This window comes from Streptomyces sp. NBC_01689, from assembly GCF_036250675.1.
Classification (GTDB): Bacteria; Actinomycetota; Actinomycetes; order Streptomycetales; family Streptomycetaceae; genus Streptomyces.
Window position 1 is genome coordinate 7,546,651 of the sequence record NZ_CP109592.1, and the last position, 19,067, is coordinate 7,565,717.

The following is a 19,067-nucleotide window of genomic DNA, read 5'->3' on the forward strand; positions in this document are numbered from 1 at the left end:
GGCTCTCAGGGGCGGGCCACCGGCCCCGCGCCACGCGCCGCGGGGGTGTCGGCAGGCACTCCGGCCACGGGAGACGTACACTGGTCGGTCCACCGCAGGCCGGTCGCCCCTTGCTCCTCGAAGGGTGACCGGCCTGATCGTCCCTCCAGGAGGTGTGCCAGGATGACCAGCACGGTCCCCGCGCTCGGTACCCGTACGGCCGAAGGCTCCGCACTGCAAGCCGTACTCCTCGACATGGACGGCACCCTGGTGGACACCGAGGGGTTCTGGTGGGACGTCGAGGTCGAGATCTTCAAGACGCTCGGGCACACCCTCGACGAGTCCTGGCGCCAGGTCGTCGTCGGCGGTCCCATGAGCCGCAGCGCGAACTTCCTGATCGAGGCCACCGGCGCCGACATCACCTTCGACGAGCTCTCGGTGCTGCTGAACGACGGCTTCGAGCGCCGTATCGGTACGGCCCTGCCGCTGATGCCGGGCGCGTCCCGGCTCCTCGCGGAGCTCGCCGCCCACAGGATTCCCACCGCCCTGGTCTCCGCCTCGCATCGGCGGATCATCGACCGGATCCTGGCCTCGCTCGGACCCCAGTACTTCACGCTGACCGTCGCGGGCGACGAGGTGGAGCGCACGAAGCCGTTCCCCGACCCGTACCTGCTGGCGGCCGCCGGTCTCAGCGCGGACCCGGCCCGCTGCGCGGTGATCGAGGACACCGCCACCGGCGTCGCGGCCGCGGAGGCGGCGGGCTGTCAGGTGGTCGCCGTACCCTCCGTCGCCCCCATCTCGGCCGCCGCCCGGCGCACGGTCGTGACCTCCCTGGAAGAGGTCGACCTGGCCTTTCTGCGCGGTCTGATGACGGAAATGCGCTAGGCGTTCACCCAGCGTGCGGATCCGAATGATCGGATTGCCGCGGCGTATCCGCGGGTAGGCGGAACGGAGTCGCCGCGAAGAATTCGATCTGTGGGCGGATGGCCGAATTCCGGTACACCGCAGCCAAGTTGGTCATGTGATGTTCGTCACGTGACAGAGGGTCGACAGAGTGGTCGCAGTGTGCCGTTGTCCCCTTTTCGGGGGTGATCGGGACGTCCTTGTGTCCTGATTGGTGGAACGCTGCACGAATCCTTCCGCTGTCGGGTTATCGGTGCGTCCACGCCCGGTTTCGCTGCGTGATGGGAACTCAACTCCGGTCTCTGCCGGGTGTACTGGCGGTGCGGACTAATGTCAGCGCGAGAACCTCGCCATAACCCCCGTGACTCGCCCGCACCACCCCTGTTTGGCGTGTACACGGACACGACAGCTCTGGAGAAACTCGAGCATGAACCGCAAGACTTTGGTGCTGCCGGCCGTTGTGGGTCTGCTCGCCCCGGTGCTCGCCGCGTGCGGCGGTTCCGACAGCGGGGGCAACGGCGGCGACCCGATCGTCGTCGGCACCACGGACCGGTTCTCCGCGTCGAAGGACGCCCCGGCTCCTCTCGACCCGGCGTACGCGTACGACGTCGGCACCTGGAACATCTTGCGTCAGACGGTGCAGACGCTGATGGTCCAGCCCCGTGGTGACGGCGATCCCCAGCCCGAAGCCGCCGAGAGCTGCGGTTTCACCGACTCCGGCAACGAGCGCTACGCCTGCAAGCTGCGCGAGGGCCTGAAGTTCGCGAGCGGCGACCCGATCACCGCCAAGGACGTGAAGTTCTCGATCGACCGCGCCCTGGCCATCAAGGCCGACAGTGGTGTGTTCGCGCTGCTGTCCACCATCGACACCGTCGAGGCGCAGGGCGACCGCGAGGTGATCTTCCACCTCAAGAGCGCGGACGCGACCTTCCCGTTCAAGCTGTCGACCCCGGTCGCCGGCATCGTGAACCCCAAGGACTACGAGAAGGACAAGCTGCGCGACGGCTTCCAGGTCGACGGCTCGGGTCCGTACACCCTTGAGGCCGACGTCAAGGGCGACGCGGCGGTCAAGGTCGTCTTCACCAAGAACCCGAACTACAAGGGTCTGTTGAAGCCGAAGAACAGCAAGGTCGAGATGCGGTCCTTCGACAGCGCCGACGCCATGGGCGCCGCGCTCAACAAGGGCGACATCGACCTGATGACCCGTTCGATGACGCCGGACCAGATCCAGAAGCTCGGCAACCTGGGCACCGACAGCAAGATCAACCTCGTCGAGATGCCCGGCCTCGAGATCCGCTACCTCGGCTTCAACACCGACGACCCGTCGGTGAAGAGCAAGGCCGTCCGGCAGGCGATGGCCGAGGTCGTCAACCGCGGCGAGCTGGTCTCCAAGGTGTACGGCTCCCAGGCCGAGCCGCTGTACTCGCTCGTCCCGGCCACCATCACCGGTCACTCGAACTCGTTCTTCAACAAGTACGGCGACCCGAGCGCCTCCCGGGCGGCCACGACGCTGTCCAAGGCCGGCATCACCACGCCGGTGAAGCTCACCCTGCACTACACGACCGACCACTACGGCTCGGCCACCAAGCCGGAGTTCGAGGTGCTGCAGCAGCAGCTCAACGCCACCGGCCTGTTCCAGGTCCAGATCAAGGGCACGCCCTGGGAGTCGTTCCGCCCGGCCGAGAAGAAGGGCGAGTACCAGGTCTACGGCATGGGCTGGTTCCCCGACTTCCCGGACGCCGACAACTACCTGGCGCCGTTCCTCGACAAGGACAACACCCTCGGCTCCCCGTACGTGAACTCCAAGATCCGCGGCTCGCTGATCCCGGACTCGCGTCGCGAGGCCGACCGTCTGACCGCGTCGAAGAGCCTCACGACCATCCAGGACATAGTGGCCGACGATGTCCCGATCCTTCCGTTGTGGCAGGGTAAGCAGTACATCGCCGCACGGGACGACATCACGGGCGCCGAGTGGGCCCTGAACTCCTCCTCGACGCTGCAGCTGTGGGAGCTCGGTCGCGGCGTGGGCAGCTGATCGGTCCTCCGGGGGCGTCGGCCGCCCCGGACCGGCATCCGCCGGACCGGCGCCCCAGAGAACCAATGACAAGGCACCTCCTCGTGAACATGCGCAACCAATGGCCGGTCCTGTCCATAGCGACGGGGCTGGCCATCGGCCTGCTCGCCGGCTGTGGCTCGGAAACGGGCGGCACCGGGGGCACCGGCTCCTCCCTCGTGATCGGTATGTCCGACGACGTCCTGGCCACCGACCCGGCCTCCGGGTACGACCCCGGGTCCTGGCTGTTGTTCGACAACGTTTTCCAGACCCTGCTGAGCTTCGCCAACGGCGCGACGGAGCCGACGCCCGAAGCCGCCGAGAAGTGCTCCTTCTCGGGCACCGGGACCACCGTCTACACCTGCACCCTCCGGGACGGCCTGAAGTTCAGCAACGGTGACCCGCTCACCTCGAAGGACGTCAAGTTCTCCTTCGACCGCACGCTGGACATCGCCGACCCCAACGGCCCCGCGGTCATGTTCCCCATGCTCGACTCGGTGCGGACCCCGGACGCCAGGACCGTCGTCTTCAAGCTCAAGTACGGTGACGCCACCTTCCCGAGCAAGATCGCCTCGGGCGCCGGATCGATCGTGGACCACCGGCAGTACGTGGGCGACCAGCTGCGCCGGGACCACCGGGCGGTCGGTTCGGGCCCGTACAAACTCGACTCCTTCGGCAAGGACCAGGCCGTCTTCTCGGTCAACGGCAGCTACCGGGGCACCGCCAAGGTCAAGAACTCCGGCGTCACCCTGAAGTTCTTCCACGACGACCAGGCGGCCCTCAGGGCTGCGGTGCTGGACCACCGGATCGACGTCGCCTACCGGGGTCTGGACGCCGACGGCATCGCGGACATCACCGACGGCACCGCCACGGGCAAGGGCGTCGACGTCGTCCAGGGCAGCAGCGCCGAGGTGCAGCACCTGGTCTTCAACATGCACGACCCGGTGGCCGGAAAGCTCGGAGTGCGCAAGGCCATCGCCCACCTCCTCGACCGCGACGCCCTCGTCAGCAAGGTCTACCAGGGCACGGCGGCGCCGCTCTACTCGATCATCCCGGCCGGGATCACGGGGCACGACACGGCCTTCTCCGACACCTACGGCCCCCGCCCGTCGAAGGCGCAGGCCGCGGCGGCCCTCAAGGACGAGGGCATCACCGGCAAGGTCTCCCTCACCCTCTGGTCGACCCCGTCGCGCTACGGTCCGGCCACCGACGAGGAGTTCAAGGCGATCGCCCAGCAGCTCAACGCCAGCGGGCTGTTCCACGCGACCGTCAAGTCCGTCCCCTTCAGCCGGTACGAGAAGGACGTCGCGCACGGCAAGTACGGCGTCTACGTGAAGGGCTGGGTGCCCGACTACCCGGACCCGGACAACTTCACGGCCCCGTTCTTCGGCAAGGGCAACGTGCTGCAGAACAACTACTCCAACAGCACCATCACCGGTCGGCTCATCCCGAAGACGGCCGTTCAGCAGAATCGTTCCGCCACCGAGGCCGACTACGGCAGGCTCCAGGGCATCGTGGCCGATCAGCTCCCGGTCATCCCGGTCTGGCAGGCCAAGCAGTACGCGGTCGCCGGGGAGAACGTCTACGGCGTGGAGAACTGCCTCGACACCTCGACCGTGTTCCGGTTCTGGGAGATCAGCAAGGACTGACCGGACGTACGGGGCCGTCCGCGTGCGCCCGTACGCGGACGGCCCCGTACGCGGATGCCCTGGGGAACAGCCGTGGGCGCCTTCCTCCGTACGTCCCGGAGGAAGGCGCCCACGGCCGCGCGGACTCACTGCGCGCCGGGGCGCACCAACCCGCTCTCGTACGCGTACACCGCGGCCTGCACCCGGTCCCGCAGACCCAGCTTGGTGAGGACGTGGCCCACATGCGTCTTGACGGTGGTCTCGCTGACGAAGAGGTCGGCGGCGATCTCCGCGTTCGACAGGCCGCGCGCCACCAGCTTCAGGACCTCCACCTCGCGCTCGGTGAGGGTGTGCAGGGTGTCGGGCACCGGCTCGTCACCGGACGGCAGATGACCCGCGTACTTGTCCAGGAGCCGGCGCGTGATGCTCGGGGCGAGCATCGCCTCGCCCGCGGCGACGACCCGGATCGCCTGCACCAGCTCGTTGGCCGGAGCGTCCTTCAGAAGGAAACCGCTGGCGCCCGCGCGCAGCGCCTCCACCACGTACTCGTCGAGGTCGAAGGTGGTGAGGACGAGCACCTTCGCCGGACCGTCGCGCCCGGGGCCGGTGATCTGCCGGGTCGCCTCCACCCCGTCCATCCGCGGCATGCGGATGTCCATCAGAACCACATCGGGCTGCAGGGCACGCACCTGATCCAGTGCCTGGAGACCGTCACCGGCCTCGCCGACGACCGCCAGATCCTGCTCGGCCTCCAGAATCATCCGGAAGCCGGTACGCAGCAGCGGCTGGTCGTCGACCAGTAGGACGCGGATGGCCACGTAAGTCTCCTTCGCTAGTCCGGCCCCATTCTGCCCTGCTCGGTACCGCCCGACTCGGGCGCCCTGACCGGGAGCGGATACGGCGGGGGAGTACCGCCGAATTCCGGACACACCGCCTGGTGGTCGCACCAGCCGCACAGTTTGGTGGGACGCGGCCGCCAGTCACCCGTCTCGGTGGCCTCCCGGATCGCCTCCCACAGCGCGAGCAGCTTGCGCTCCACCCGCTCCAGGTCCGCGATCGCCGGGTCGTACGTCAGCACGTCGCCGCTGCCCAGGTAGACGAGCTGGAGGCGGCGCGGGACCACTCCCTTCAGCCGCCACACCACGAGGGCGTAGAACTTCATCTGGAACAACGCGCCCTCGGCGTACTCGGGCCGGGGGGCCTTGCCCGTCTTGTAGTCGACGATCCTGACCTCGCCGGTCGGCGCCACGTCGACCCGGTCGATGATGCCGCGCAGCTTCAGCCCGGAGTCGAGCCGGGCCTCGACGAACAGCTCGCGCTCCGCGGGTTCGAGCCGGGTGGGGTCCTCCAGGCTGAACCAGCGCTCCACCAGACTCTCCGCCTCGCCGAGCCAGCGCGCCAGGCGCTCGCCCTCGGGGTCGTCGGCGAACAGCTCCACGACCTCGGGGCGGCTCTCGCGCAGCCGGTCCCACTGCGCGGGGATGAGGGACTTGGCCCGCGGGACCGTCCGCTCCGTCGCCGGGGCGTCGAAGAGCCGCTCCAGCACCGCGTGCACCAGCGTGCCGCGGGTGGCCGCCTCGCTCGGCTTCTCGGGGAGCTTGTCGATCACCCGGAACCGGTAGAGCAGCGGGCACTGCATGAAGTCGCCGGCGCGCGAGGGCGAGAGCGACGCCGGCGGCACGGCGGCCGTGACGGCCGCGGTCGGCTCGGGCGGCACGGCGCCCTCGGTGCTGGTCTCCATGTCCCAAGACCTTACGGCCCGCCACTGACAGTGAGTGCACGCGAGGGACCTGTGCGACGGCGCGGAGAACAGAGGGGGTGCCGGGGCGGAACGTGTCGCGACCGACGCATACCATCGAGCACAGACCCTGCTCCGTGTGACCGGGAGCGGGAGACGCTTCGAACGAGGGGACATCGTGGACGAGAGCGGCGGGAGCGGGCAGCCGCGATCCGGCACCGACGAAGCGACCGAGCGCCACGAGGGGCCCCAGGTCCCCGCGGGCCCGGCCGCCGACGCCACGCGCTCCGGACCTGACCGGCACGAGCCCCCCGCGGGGCAGGCACCCACCGACCCGGACGCCCCCGCCCCCGACCCGGCCCGCCCGCATCCTGAGGCGCCGGCCGGCCCCGCACCGCACGGCGCCTCCGGGGACGGACCGGCGACGAGCACCCCGCCCACCGGACCGGCCGCACCGCGCGACGCCCCTGACCACCGGCCGGGCCCGGACGGCGACACCTCCGCAGGGACGGCACGGCCCGCGGACACCGCGCCGGACCACGGGACACCTGAAGAGGCCTCTGCCGGAGCCGGAACCGGCCCCGGCGCCGCGTCGCCGCAGCGGGCGCACGGCCGGCCCGACACCGGCACGGACCCCTCCGCGCACCACCGCACCCTCGCCCACTCCGGCACCGGCGGGGACGGCGGGACCGGCGTGGACGGCGGCCCCGGCCGGCCGAAGCCCCCGCGGCGGGGCCGGGAGCCCGGCGGCGGTCTTCTGATGGGGCGTCCGTTCGGCGTACCGGTGTACGTCGCGCCCAGCTGGTTCCTCGTGGCCGCGCTGATCACCTGGGTGTTCGGCGGCCAGCTCGACCGCGTGCTGCCCGAACTCGGCGCCCTGCGCTACCTCGTCTCCCTCTTCTTCGCGGTCGCCTTCTACGCTTCCGTCCTGGTCCACGAACTGGCCCACACGGTCGCCGCCCTGCGCTTCAAGCTGCCGGTCCGCCGGATCCAGCTGCAGTTCTTCGGCGGGGTGTCCGAGATCGAGAAGGAGGCCGAGACCCCGGGCCGCGAGTTCGTGCTGGCCTTCGTCGGACCGCTGCTCTCCCTCGTCCTCTCCGGCCTCTTCTACCTCGCCATGCTCGCCGTCGAGCCCGGCACCGTCCCCGGCGTCCTGCTGGCCGGCCTGATGATCTCCAACCTGATCGTGGCCGCCTTCAACCTGCTTCCCGGCCTGCCCCTGGACGGCGGCCGGATGCTGCGCGCCGTCGTCTGGAAGATCACCGGCAGGCCGATGAGCGGCACCGTCGCGGCCGCCTGGGTCGGCCGCGCGCTCGCCGTCTCCGTCCTGATCGGACTGCCCCTGCTCACCCAGTCCGGAGCGCTCGGCGAGACCCAGGACAACATCGGCGGCATGGACACGGTCACCGACGCCCTGCTGGCCGCGATCCTCGCCGCGATCATCTGGACCGGCGCCGGCAACAGCCTCCGCATGGCCCGTCTGCGCGAGCACCTGCCCGAACTGCGGGCCCGCTCGCTCACCCGGCGAGCAGTCCCGGTCGAGACCAGCACCCCCCTCTCCGAGGCGCTGCGCCGCGCCAACGACGCGGGTGCCCGCGCCCTGGTCGTCGTCGACTCGGACGGCGAGCCCCTCTCCCTGGTGCGCGAGGCCGCCATTGTCGGCGTACCGGAGCACCGCCGCCCCTGGGTCGCCGTCAGCGGCCTCGCCCAGGACATCACCGACGGCATGCGCGTCTCCGCCGAGCTCGCGGGCGAGCCCCTCCTCGACGTACTGCGCGCGACCCCCGCGACCGAGTACCTGGTGGTGGAGGAGTCCGGCGAGATCTACGGCGTCCTCTCGGCCGCCGACGTGGAGCGGGCCTTCGTCAAGGCGATGGCCAGGCCCTCCTGAGCCGCCCGCGGGGGCCGCGCGCCCCGACGGGCGGTGCCCGGACGCGGCGCCGCCACCGGCCCGGCGCCCGGGGCGGCGGCCCGGCGGCGCCCATGGTCGGCGCCCCGCGCGGGGACCGGTAGGCTGTTCGCATGTCCGAACCGACCGGTGCCGCCCGCAGGCGCGGGCCCTTCAAGGTCGGGGACCAGGTTCAGCTGACCGACCCCAAGGGCCGCCACTACACGTTCACGCTCGAGGCCGGGAAGAACTTCCACACCCACAAGGGTTCCTTCCCGCACGACGAGCTGATCGGTGCTCCCGAGGGCAGCGTTGTCCGCACCACGGGGAACGTCGCCTATCTCGCGCTGCGCCCCCTGCTCCCCGACTACGTCCTGTCCATGCCCCGCGGCGCCGCCGTGGTCTACCCCAAGGACGCGGGGCAGATCCTGGCCTTCGCGGACATCTTCCCCGGCGCGCGCGTCGTGGAGGCGGGCGTCGGCTCCGGCTCACTCAGCAGCTTCCTGCTGCGCGCCATCGGTGACCAGGGCATGCTGCACTCCTACGAGCGCCGCGAGGACTTCGCGGAGATCGCCCAGCAGAACGTGGAGCGCTACTTCGGCGGTCCGCACCCCGCCTGGCAGCTCACCGTGGGCGACCTCCAGGACAACCTGAGCGACACCGAGGTCGACCGCGTCATCCTCGACATGCTCGCCCCCTGGGAGTGCCTGGAGGCCGTCTCCAAGGCGCTTGTCCCCGGCGGCATCCTCTGCTGCTACGTGGCGACGACCACCCAGCTCGCGCGGACCGTCGAGTCCATCCGCGAGATCGGCTCCTTCAACGAACCGACCGCCTGGGAGTCGATGATCCGCAACTGGCACATCGAGGGCCTCGCCGTCCGCCCGGACCACCGGATGATCGGGCACACCGGGTTCCTGCTCACCGCCCGCCGCCTCGCGGACGGCGTCGAGCCGCCCATGCGCCGGCGCCGCCCCGCCAAGGGCGCCTACGGCGAGGACTACGCCGGCCCCAACGCCGACGGCGGCACCGCCCGCTGATCCCGCCGGCGTCCCCGCCGAGCGGCCGATCCAACGCTCCACCCCTGTGGCCGAGTTCCCGGAGACCCCCGGGAACCCGGCCACAGGCCTTTCCGCAACTGGGGCACGGCGCGTTTCTGTTGACGCGCCGCCAGAAGTCCGGACCCCGCCGTTCCACCCGACTGTGACGTGTGGCACCATGCTGGCCACCCCACCCCCCGCCGGCACAGCCCTCCCAGGAGACGCTCCCAGTGCAGCAATCCGTCGTCCCGGAACTGGCACACACGCACACCCGTCCCATCCACTGGCTGGCGACGGCCACCGCGCTGGCCGGAGTCGTCGCCCTCTCCTCGGTCGTCCAGCCCGGATCGGCCAGGGCGGCCCAGCCCGGCGCCACGGCCAAGGCCGCCCCGGCGGCGATCGCGCCCCCGGACCCGGCGGCCGTCACCTTCCCGATCGACTGCGGCCCCGCCGAGGCCGTCGTACGGAAGAAGGCGTCCGGGGACCTCGACGGCGACGGCAGCCCGGAGACGGTCGCCGTGGTCCACTGCGACGCGGGCTCGGGCACCCCGCCCGACGGCGTCTACGTCCTCACCGGGGGCGGGGCGGGCAAGGAGCCCCGGGTCGTGGCCACCCTGGTCGCCCCGAGGGACCGACTGACCGTCACGGACTTCGCGGTACGTGACGGCGCCGTCACCGCGACCCTGCTCGGCTACTCGTCGGCCGACGTGCCGAGTTGCTGCCCGGACGTCAAGGACGGCGCCAAGTGGCAGTGGAGGAACGGAGCGTTCATCCGCTCGACGCCCTCCGGCGCCCAGAGCGTATGAGAACAACGTGAGAAAAGAGACAATCCGTCACGTGGAGTGGCTACCGGGTCACTCCACGTCGGGTCCGTAGACCTCGACCCTGTCCGAAACCCGACGTACGTGGATGCAGTCGCCCGGGCACTCCTTGGCCGAGTCGGCCACGTCACGCAGAAGCGTCAGCGGTACGGGCGTTGTGGCCCCGGGGGCCTGGAGGAGCTCGTCGTCGGCGCCCTTCACGTACGCCAGGCCGTCGATGTCCAGCTCGAAGACCTCCGGCGCGTACTGGGCGCAGATCCCGTCTCCGGTACAGAGATCCTGGTCGATCCAGACCTCGAGCGCCTCGCCGCCTGCTCCGGCCTCCTGCTGCACGGTCATTTCTCCTGCCATTTCCTTCGTCGAGCGATCCGAAGACTGGGGAATCGGGCCAGCTCTGACGGGTGTTGAACACTTTGAGCCTACCTCCGTCGGCTTCCCAATCATGTTGGGTGGGTATTCCCCTGGCGTGAGGGAGAGCGCAAGGGTGAAGATCGGACACACCTCGACAGTCTTTGTGATCTAGGGGTTTCAATCGACACCCACCCAGGTAGGGTCTGGAAGCGTCCAGCTCCCCTTGGAGGAGGTGAGGACCGTGGCAGCCCACGACGACGACATGAACCGCGGCATCCGCCCGGGACGAGGGTCCGATGACCCTGCCGGGCAGGTTGCCTACCTTGAGCAGGAGATCGCCGTCCTGCGACGCAAGCTCGCCGACTCTCCGCGGCACACGAGGATTCTCGAAGAGCGGATCGTCGAGCTGCAGACCAACCTGGCCGGCGTGTCCGCGCAGAACGAGCGGCTCGCCAACACGCTCCGTGAGGCCCGCGACCAGATCGTGGCCCTCAAGGAGGAGGTCGACCGGCTCGCGCAGCCGCCGGCGGGCTTCGGTGTCTTCCTCGTGGCGAACGAGGACGGCACGGCGGACATCTTCACCGGGGGCCGCAAGCTCCGGGTGAACGTCAGCCCCAGCGTGGAGCTCGAGGAGCTCAGGCGCGGCCAGGAAGTGATGCTCAACGAAGCCCTCAACGTGGTCGAGGCCATGGAGTACGAGAGCGTCGGCGACATCGTCACCCTCAAGGAGATCCTGGAGGACGGCGAGCGCGCCCTCGTGGTGGGGCACACCGACGAGGAACGGGTGGTACGGCTCGCGGAGCCGTTGCTGGACGTCACCATCCGTCCCGGCGACGCCCTGCTTCTCGAACCCCGCTCCGGCTATGTCTACGAGGTCGTTCCCAAGAGCGAGGTCGAGGAGCTCGTCCTCGAAGAGGTCCCGGACATCGGCTACGAGCAGATCGGCGGCCTGGGCAACCAGATCGAACTGATCCGTGACGCGGTCGAGCTCCCGTACCTCTATCCCGACCTCTTCAAGGAGCACGAACTGCGGCCGCCCAAGGGTGTGCTGCTCTACGGGCCCCCCGGATGCGGCAAGACGCTCATCGCCAAGGCGGTCGCCAACTCGCTGGCCAAGAAGGTCGCCGAGGTGACCGGTCAGGCCACCGGCAAGAGCTTCTTCCTCAACATCAAGGGCCCCGAGCTCCTGAACAAGTACGTCGGCGAGACCGAGCGGCAGATCCGCCTCGTCTTCCAGCGTGCTCGTGAGAAGGCCAGCGAGGGCACCCCCGTCATCGTCTTCTTCGACGAGATGGAGTCCCTCTTCCGGACCCGTGGATCGGGCGTCAGCTCGGACGTGGAGAACACCATCGTCCCCCAGCTGCTCGCCGAGATCGACGGCGTGGAGGGCCTGGAGAACGTGGTCGTGATCGGTGCCTCGAACCGCGAGGACATGATCGACCCCGCGATCCTGCGCCCCGGACGGCTCGACGTCAAGATCAAGATCGAGCGCCCGGACGCCGAGGCCGCCAAGGACATCTTCGCGAAGTACCTCACCCAGCGCCTCCCGCTGCACTCCGACGACCTCGGAGAGCACGGCGGTGACCGGGCGGCCACCGTCCACGGCATGATCCAGACCGCCGTGGAACAGATGTACGCCGAATCCGAGGAGAACCGCTTCCTCGAGGTCACCTACGCCAATGGCGACAAGGAAGTCCTGTATTTCAAGGACTTCAATTCCGGCGCCATGATCGAGAACATCGTGGGCCGTGCCAAGAAGGCCGCCATCAAGGCCTTCCTCGAACAGAACCAGAAGGGACTCCGGGTCTCCCACCTCCTCCAGGCGTGCGTGGACGAGTTCAAGGAGAACGAGGACCTGCCGAACACCACCAACCCGGACGACTGGGCCAGGATCTCCGGAAAGAAGGGCGAACGGATCGTGTACATCCGGACGCTCGTCACCGGAAAGCAGGGCGCGGACACCGGACGCTCCATCGACACGGTGGCCAATACCGGTCAGTACCTGTAAAAGCCAGGGCGGCTGCGGGTGCCCTCCACGGGTATCCGCAGCCGACTGCTTTCCGGGGCACGGCCGGAGCACAGCAATGACGCAAATGATCTCCCCACCAGCGCAGAGGCGTTCTAGGCTCTTTCGTACCGCCGGGTCGCGCGTTGCGGGGACGGGCACCGCACACGCACCGGAGCACCAGCGGTACTTGAGCAGCGCCCCCGACCGAGGGCGCCGCCGGGCAAGGAGGGCCGCATGACCGTACGGCGAGTAATGGGCATCGAGACGGAGTACGGGATCTCCGTCGCCGGTCACCCCAACGCCAATGCCATGCTCACCTCGTCCCAGATCGTCAACGCGTACGCGGCGGCGATGCACCGGGCGCGCCGCGCCCGCTGGGACTTCGAGGAGGAGAACCCGCTGCGGGACGCGCGAGGCTTCGACCTCGCCCGCGAGGCCGCCGACTCCAGCCAGCTCACCGACGAGGACATCGGCCTGGCCAATGTCATCCTCACCAACGGCGCACGGCTGTACGTGGACCACGCGCACCCCGAGTACAGCTCTCCCGAGGTCACCAACCCGTGGGACGCGGTCCTGTGGGACAAGGCCGGCGAGCGCATCATGGCGGAGGCCGCGGAGCGGGCGGCCCAGCTCCCCGGCGCCCAGCCGATCCACCTGTACAAGAACAACACCGACAACAAGGGCGCCTCGTACGGCACGCACGAGAACTACCTGATGAAGCGGGAGACCCCCTTCTCGGACATCGTGCGCCACCTGACGCCGTTCTTCGTGTCGCGCCAGGTCGTCACCGGAGCGGGCCGCGTCGGTATCGGCCAGGACGGCCACGAACACGGCTTCCAGCTCAGTCAGCGGGCCGACTACTTCGAGGTCGAGGTGGGCCTGGAGACCACGCTGAAGCGCCCCATCATCAACACCCGCGACGAGCCGCACGCGGACGCCGAGAAGTACCGCAGGCTGCACGTGATCATCGGTGACGCGAACCTGTCGGAGATCTCGACCTATCTGAAGCTGGGCACGACCGCCCTGGTCCTGTCCATGATCGAGGACGGGTTCATCGCCGTCGACCTGGCGGTCGACCAGCCGGTGCGCACGCTGCACCAGGTCTCGCACGACCCCACCCTGAAGCGGCTCGTCACGCTGCGCAGCGGGCGCACGCTGACCGCGGTGCAGCTCCAGATGGAGTACTTCGAGCTGTCGCGCAAATACGTGGAGGAGCGGTTCGGGGCGGACGCCGACGACCAGACGAAGGACGTGCTGGTCCGCTGGGAGGACACCCTGAACCGGCTGGAGAACGACCCCATGAGCCTCTCGGGCGAGCTCGACTGGGTCGCCAAGCGGGAGCTCATGGAGGGCTACCGGCGCCGTGACGGCCTCGACTGGGACGCCGCCCGGCTGCATCTGGTCGACCTCCAGTACGCCGACGTGCGGGCCGAGAAGGGCCTGTACAACCGGCTGGCCGCCCGCGGCAAGATGAAGCGCCTGCTGGACGAGACGGACGTGGAGCGGGCGCGCACCAAGCCGCCGGAGGACACCCGCGCGTACTTCCGCGGCCGGTGTCTCGAACAGTACGCGGACGACGTCGCGGCGGCCTCCTGGGACTCGGTGATCTTCGATCTGCCCGGCAGGGACTCCCTGCAGCGGGTTCCAACCCTGGAGCCGCTTCGCGGAACGCGTAATCACGTCAAGGAACTCCTCGATCGCTGTCGCACGGCGGAAGACCTGGTCAAGGTCCTCTCGGGCGCCTGAGCCCGCCGTACGGGGGTCCTCGGACCCGGTCGGCACATCGGGGTGGAAAAGGGCGACGTCCGGGAATCATCGAGGTGGCCCCCGGACGTTGTAGCAACTGCGGGGCCGATGTCGGACCCTGCTTGTAGGGTCTGATCAAGAACGTCGAACCGAGCGGGGTGAGGGTTATGGCGACCAAGGACACCGGCGGCGGACAGCAGAAGGCGACGCGTTCCACCGAGGAGGTCGAGGAGCAGGCGCAGGACGCGCAGGCGACGGACGACCTCAAGGAACGCCAGGAGAAGCTGAGCGACGACGTCGACTCGGTTCTGGACGAGATCGACGATGTCCTGGAGGAGAACGCCGAGGACTTCGTGCGCTCTTTCGTTCAGAAGGGTGGCCAGTAGGCCGCCTTTCCGAATGAAGGAGGCCAGTAGGGCCGCTTTCCTTCGAATCGAGGGTTCGGCATCAAGGCGACCGAGCGTCGCCGGGGCTGGGTGTGAAGTGCTGCTCGCGGTGCGGCCGAGGCCGGACCGCGAGCGGCCTTCGCCCGGACCGCGGTTTCCGGGGGCTTCGGGCGATCTGTTCGAAAGCTGTCGCCGTTCATGTGGATCAAAGCCACCGGACGGGTAGGGTCCGTGGCGTACCGTGCTTCAACTGCAATTCGGCCATCGGCAAGTTGGGAGATGATCCCGACGCTGTTCGTCGGGCTGCCGCCTACTTGGAAGGATCCCCGTGGAAGCCAACACTCGTAGCACCGGGCGTCTACCGGCTGCCTTCCTGACGCCCGGGTCGTCGTCCTTCATGGACTTCCTCTCCGAGCACCAGCCGGAGATGCTCCCGGGCCGCCGGCAGCTGCCGCCCGTGCAGGGCGTGATCGAGGCGCCGCACGGCACGACCATCGTCGCCGTCACCTTCCCCGGCGGTGTCGTCCTCGCCGGCGACCGGCGCGCCACCATGGGAAACATGATCGCCCAGCGCGACATCGAGAAGGTCTTCCCGGCCGACGAGTACTCGGCGGTGGGCATCGCCGGCACGGCGGGCCTGGCCGTGGAGATGGTCAAGCTGTTCCAGCTCGAACTGGAGCACTTCGAGAAGGTCGAGGGCGCCACGCTCTCCCTGGAGGGCAAGGCCAACCGGCTCTCCACCATGATCCGTTCCAACCTCGGCATGGCCATGCAGGGCCTCGCCGTGGTCCCCCTCTTCGCGGGCTACGACGTGGACCGTGACAAGGGCCGCATCTTCTCCTACGACGTCACCGGCGGCCGCTCCGAGGAGCAGGGGTACGCCGCCACCGGCTCCGGCTCGATCTTCGCGCGCGGCGCCATGAAGAAGCTCTACCGCGGCGACCTGACCGAGGAACAGGCCACCACCCTGGTCATCCAGGCGCTGTACGACGCGGCCGACGACGACTCGGCGACGGGCGGTCCCGACGTCGCCCGCCGGATCTACCCGATCGTCACCGTGATCACCGAAGAGGGTTTCCGCCGTCTCACCGACGAGGAGTCCTCAGAGATCGCCCGCGCGATCCTGGAGCGGCGCCTGGAGCAGCCGGACGGCCCGCGGGCCGCGCTGCTCTGAGCCAGTCGCTCCCCCCAGGTGACCCTGTGACTTCGACAGAAAGGGACGGATAACCGGTGTCGACGCCGTTCTATGTCTCACCCCAGCAGGCCATGGCCGACCGTGCGGAGTACGCGCGCAAGGGCATCGCCCGCGGTCGCAGCCTCGTCGTGCTGCAGTACGCCGACGGCATCGTGTTCGTCGGCGAGAACCCGTCCCGCGCGCTGCACAAGTTCAGCGAGATCTACGACCGGATCGGCTTCGCGGCCGCCGGGAAGTACAACGAGTACGAGAACCTGCGGATCGGCGGTGTGCGCTACGCCGATCTGCGCGGGTACACCTACGACCGCGACGACGTGACGGCGCGCGGCCTGGCCAACGTGTACGCCCAGACGCTGGGCACCATCTTCTCCAGCGCGGCCGAGAAGCCGTACGAGGTGGAGCTGGTGGTCGCCGAGGTGGGGGAGACCCCCGACGGCGACCAGATCTACCGCCTTCCGCACGACGGATCGATCGTGGACGAGCACGGCTCGGTCGCGGTCGGCGGCAACGCCGAGCAGATCAGCAGCTATCTGGACCAGCGCCACCAGGACGGCATGTCGCTGGCCGAGGCGCTGAAGCTGGCCGTGCAGTCACTGTCGCGGGAGCCGAACGGCGGAGAGCGGGAGATCCCCGCCGAGCGCCTGGAGGTCGCGATCCTGGACCGCACGCGCCCGCAGCAGCGCAAGTTCAAGCGCATCGTCGGGCGCCAGCTGGCCCGGCTGCTGGAGGAGGGCGGCGCCTCCACCGCCACCGAGGCCGAGGACCCCGAAGACGACGAGTGACCTCGCCGCCGCGCCCCGCCCACCGGTCACCCGGTGCGCGGGGCGCGGTCGTGTCCGGACAAGGACAAGGGTGTCCGGACAAGGGCGGGGGCGAGGGCACGGCACGGACAGGACGCCCGAGGAACCGCTGAGCGTCGGTCCCGGTGCCCGGGTTCAGCGGGGTGGGGGCGCCGTGGAGCCGCGGACGACCAGTTCGACCGGGATGTCCCCCCGGGGCGGCGTACGGCCGTCCAGGACGGCGAGGAGGGCCTTCATGCCCCGCTCGCCGAACAGCTCCGCATCCAGCCGGACCGTGGTCAGCTCGGGGTCGAGGGCACGGGCGAGGGCCAGGTCGTCCAGGCCCGTGATCGAGAGGTCGTCCGGGACCCGCAGGCCGAGGCGGCGGGCCGCCTTGTAGGCGCCGGCCGCGAGGTTGTCGTCGTCGCTGACCAGGGCCGTCGGCCGGGGTCCCGGCGCCGACAGGGCCGCCTCGGCGGCGGCACGGGAGTCCTCGATGGAGATCGGGGCACGCGCCGTGCGCAGCGTCGTGCCCGGGACCTCCGCCAGCCGGGCCGCCAGTTCCCGGGCACGCACCTCGAAGGTCCAGGACGCGATGTCCGCCCCCAGGTGCAGGAAATCGAGGTGCCCGAGGGCCAGGAGGTGGTCCGTCACCTGCCGGACGCCGTCCCGGATGTCGAGGTTCACGGTGGCCGCGCCCAGGCTGCCCGCCGGGTCGCTGTCCAGCATCACCAGGGGAAGCTGGTCGCCCCGGATCGCGGTGAGGGCGTCCGCGGCCATGGAGGAGGCGATGACGCCGTCCAGAGCCGCCCGCGCGGAGCCGAACGGGTCACGGGCGGGACCGATGCCCTCCGGCGACGGGTAGAGGACCACCCCGAAGCCGTGGGCGGAGGCCACCCGTGCCGCGCCGGTGTAGACGCCGGCGAAGAACTCCGTGGTGAGCGCCGGGACCACCAGCAGGACCGTACGGGTGCGTCCGAGCCGGAGGTTGCGGGCGGCCAGGTTCGGGCGGTAGCCGAGCCCCTGGGCGGCGGCCCGGACCCGGTCCGCCGTCGCCTCCGAGACCCGGCCGCGCCACTTCTCGCCCAGCACGAGGGAGACCGCGGCCTGGGAGACCCCAGCGGCCCGGGCGACGTCCCGGCTCGTGGGGCGCGTGCTGGCTCGTGCCACCGGCGACCTGCTCCTTCGTCTGGACTCTCGGACTGGGCACATGGTACGTATGGCGAAGCACGTTATACGTAACACTGGCGGCGCGGGGTCTCCCGGACGCCCGGCGGAGAAGGCGGGAACATGGCCGCGGGATACCTGGAGATCCTCAGGGCGAGGCACGCCGCCCGGCTGCTCGCCGGCACCCTCACCGGACGGCTGCCGAACGCGACCGCCGCCATCGCGGTCGTGCTCTTCATCCGGGCCGAGGGCGGCACGTACGGCCTGGCGGGGGCGCTCGCCGCCGTGTACGGCGTGGCCAACGCCGTGGGACAGCCGCTGCTCGGGCGGCTCGTGGATCTCCACGGGCAGCCGCGCGTCCAGCTGCCCGCCGCGCTGGTCTCGGCCCTCGGCATGGCCGTCTTCGCCCTCTCGGGCACCGACCCGCTGCCCGTCGCCTACGCCGCCATGGTGGTCGCCGGGCTCTTCACCCCGCCCCTGGAGGGCGGCCTGCGCGCCCTGTGGCCGTCCGTGCTGCGCCGCGAGGACCAGGTGCACACCGCGTACGCGATGGACGCCGTGGCCCAAGAGGTCATGTTCACCGTCGGGCCCCTCCTGGTGACGCTCTTCGTGTCCCTCTGGTCCGCACAGGCCGCGCTGCTCATCCTGAACGGCATCGGGGTGCTGGGCGCCCTCTGGGTGGTCGTCTCGCCGCCCTCGCGCGCGTGGCGCTCGGCACCGCGCGAGGCGCACTGGCTCGGCGCGCTGCGCTCACCGGGTCTGCTGGCCCTGCTCGGCGCCTTCCTGTTCGTGGGGAGCGCGCTCGGCTCGATCACGGTCGCCGCGGTGTCGTACGCCGACGGCCACGGCGGGGACGCGGTGTACGGCTGGCTGATGGCGGCCCTGGGTCTCGGCGCGCTCGTCGGCGGCACGGTGTACGGGTCGCGGCCCCGGACGGGCGCGCCCGAGCGGCGACTGCGGGTGCTGGTGGCCTTCCTGGCGCTGTGTTACCTGCCGCTCCTGCTGATGCCGGGCGCGGCCGCCATGACCGCCCTCGCGGCGCTCGCCGGCGTGTTCCTGGCGCCCTGCATCGCCTGCGCGTTCATCATCGTGGACCGGCACGCCCCGAAGGGCACCGTCACCGAGGCGTTCTCCTGGCTTGTGACCACGTTCACCGTGGGAGCGTCGGTCGGGACGGGCCTCGCGGGGCCGGTCGTGGAGTGGGGCGGGACGGTGTGGGGCTTCGCCGTACCGGGCGCCGCGGGAGCCGCCGCACTGGTGGTTCTGCTGGCCACGGGGCGGGTCCTCGCAGCTACCGGGGACGGTGCGGTAGTTGCGGTCTCATCGGAAAATGATCCAAACCGTGCCGTCGAACCCCGTTTCAGCTCGGGGGATCGGGCGTAATGTTC

At 70.1% G+C, this 19,067-nt stretch carries 17 protein-coding genes; 13 read left to right on the forward strand and 4 right to left on the reverse strand.

What is annotated here, in order from left to right; translation table 11 throughout:
• Window positions 1–162: 162 nt before the first annotated feature.
• From OG776_RS32280 to OG776_RS32290, 3 genes are all read left to right on the forward strand, one after another.
• A complete protein-coding gene (locus OG776_RS32280; RefSeq protein ID WP_148007683.1) occupies window positions 163–864 on the forward strand; it encodes an HAD family hydrolase in 702 nt (233 codons plus the stop codon).
• Between the two features lie 445 nt (window positions 865–1,309).
• Complete coding sequence (locus tag OG776_RS32285) at window positions 1,310–2,917, forward strand: ABC transporter substrate-binding protein (protein WP_148007685.1); 1,608 nt, start codon at window positions 1,310–1,312, stop codon at window positions 2,915–2,917.
• 83 nt (window positions 2,918–3,000) lie between these two features.
• A complete protein-coding gene (locus tag OG776_RS32290; protein WP_148007686.1) occupies window positions 3,001–4,584 on the forward strand; it encodes an ABC transporter substrate-binding protein in 1,584 nt (527 codons plus the stop codon).
• Between the two features lie 125 nt (window positions 4,585–4,709).
• On the opposite strand, the gene OG776_RS32295 is transcribed toward OG776_RS32290, so the two are convergent.
• Both OG776_RS32295 and OG776_RS32300 read right to left on the reverse strand, forming a co-directional pair.
• Window positions 4,710–5,381 (reverse strand): response regulator, encoded by a 672-nt coding sequence (locus OG776_RS32295; protein WP_010988071.1) that lies wholly within the window; start codon window positions 5,379–5,381, stop codon window positions 4,710–4,712.
• A 14-nt stretch (window positions 5,382–5,395) separates the two neighbouring features.
• The gene (locus OG776_RS32300) at window positions 5,396–6,304 is read right to left on the reverse strand and encodes a RecB family exonuclease (protein WP_148007687.1); all 909 of its coding nucleotides are present in this window, start codon (window positions 6,302–6,304) and stop codon (window positions 5,396–5,398) included.
• A gap of 136 nt (window positions 6,305–6,440) precedes the next feature.
• Here OG776_RS32300 and OG776_RS32305 point away from each other — a divergent pair, with 136 nt between their 5' ends.
• From OG776_RS32305 to OG776_RS32315, 3 genes are all read left to right on the forward strand, one after another.
• Window positions 6,441–8,192 (forward strand): site-2 protease family protein, encoded by a 1,752-nt coding sequence (locus OG776_RS32305; protein ID WP_443077297.1) that lies wholly within the window; start codon window positions 6,441–6,443, stop codon window positions 8,190–8,192.
• Between the two features lie 131 nt (window positions 8,193–8,323).
• Window positions 8,324–9,226, forward strand: coding sequence for a tRNA (adenine-N1)-methyltransferase (locus tag OG776_RS32310; RefSeq protein WP_148007688.1), 903 nt, complete (start codon window positions 8,324–8,326; stop codon window positions 9,224–9,226).
• A 230-nt stretch (window positions 9,227–9,456) separates the two neighbouring features.
• Complete coding sequence (locus OG776_RS32315; protein WP_148007689.1) at window positions 9,457–10,032, forward strand: hypothetical protein; 576 nt, start codon at window positions 9,457–9,459, stop codon at window positions 10,030–10,032.
• Between the two features lie 48 nt (window positions 10,033–10,080).
• Here the strand turns inward: OG776_RS32315 and OG776_RS32320 are convergent, their stop codons facing one another.
• Window positions 10,081–10,386: a ferredoxin gene (locus OG776_RS32320; RefSeq protein ID WP_148007690.1), complete on the reverse strand. Its 306-nt coding sequence runs from the start codon at window positions 10,384–10,386 to the stop codon at window positions 10,081–10,083.
• A 253-nt stretch (window positions 10,387–10,639) separates the two neighbouring features.
• Between OG776_RS32320 and arc the strand changes: the two genes are divergently transcribed.
• The 6 genes from arc to prcA all read left to right on the forward strand — a co-directional run bounded on the left by arc (window position 10,640) and on the right by prcA (window position 16,515).
• On the forward strand, window positions 10,640–12,406 hold the full coding sequence (arc, locus tag OG776_RS32325) for a proteasome ATPase (RefSeq protein WP_099923559.1): 1,767 nt from the start codon (window positions 10,640–10,642) through the stop codon (window positions 12,404–12,406).
• A gap of 234 nt (window positions 12,407–12,640) precedes the next feature.
• Window positions 12,641–14,152: a depupylase/deamidase Dop gene (gene dop / locus OG776_RS32330; protein ID WP_351636423.1), complete on the forward strand. Its 1,512-nt coding sequence runs from the start codon at window positions 12,641–12,643 to the stop codon at window positions 14,150–14,152.
• 167 nt (window positions 14,153–14,319) lie between these two features.
• Complete coding sequence (locus tag OG776_RS32335; protein ID WP_037739193.1) at window positions 14,320–14,538, forward strand: ubiquitin-like protein Pup; 219 nt, start codon at window positions 14,320–14,322, stop codon at window positions 14,536–14,538.
• A 92-nt stretch (window positions 14,539–14,630) separates the two neighbouring features.
• Complete coding sequence (locus tag OG776_RS32340) at window positions 14,631–14,915, forward strand: endonuclease domain-containing protein (protein ID WP_410093138.1); 285 nt, start codon at window positions 14,631–14,633, stop codon at window positions 14,913–14,915.
• Window positions 14,867–15,712 (forward strand): proteasome subunit beta, encoded by an 846-nt coding sequence (gene prcB / locus OG776_RS32345; protein WP_148007691.1) that lies wholly within the window; start codon window positions 14,867–14,869, stop codon window positions 15,710–15,712. The genes OG776_RS32340 and prcB overlap by 49 nt, the downstream gene beginning before the upstream one ends.
• 56 nt (window positions 15,713–15,768) lie before the next feature.
• Window positions 15,769–16,515 (forward strand): proteasome subunit alpha, encoded by a 747-nt coding sequence (gene prcA, locus OG776_RS32350; protein ID WP_148007692.1) that lies wholly within the window; start codon window positions 15,769–15,771, stop codon window positions 16,513–16,515.
• A gap of 153 nt (window positions 16,516–16,668) precedes the next feature.
• Here prcA and OG776_RS32355 read toward each other — a convergent pair whose 3' ends face one another.
• The gene (locus OG776_RS32355; RefSeq protein WP_329322962.1) at window positions 16,669–17,682 is read right to left on the reverse strand and encodes a LacI family DNA-binding transcriptional regulator; all 1,014 of its coding nucleotides are present in this window, start codon (window positions 17,680–17,682) and stop codon (window positions 16,669–16,671) included.
• A gap of 120 nt (window positions 17,683–17,802) precedes the next feature.
• Here OG776_RS32355 and OG776_RS32360 point away from each other — a divergent pair, with 120 nt between their 5' ends.
• Window positions 17,803–19,062 (forward strand): MFS transporter, encoded by a 1,260-nt coding sequence (locus OG776_RS32360; RefSeq protein WP_148007694.1) that lies wholly within the window; start codon window positions 17,803–17,805, stop codon window positions 19,060–19,062.
• The last annotated feature ends 5 nt before the right edge of the window (window positions 19,063–19,067 follow it).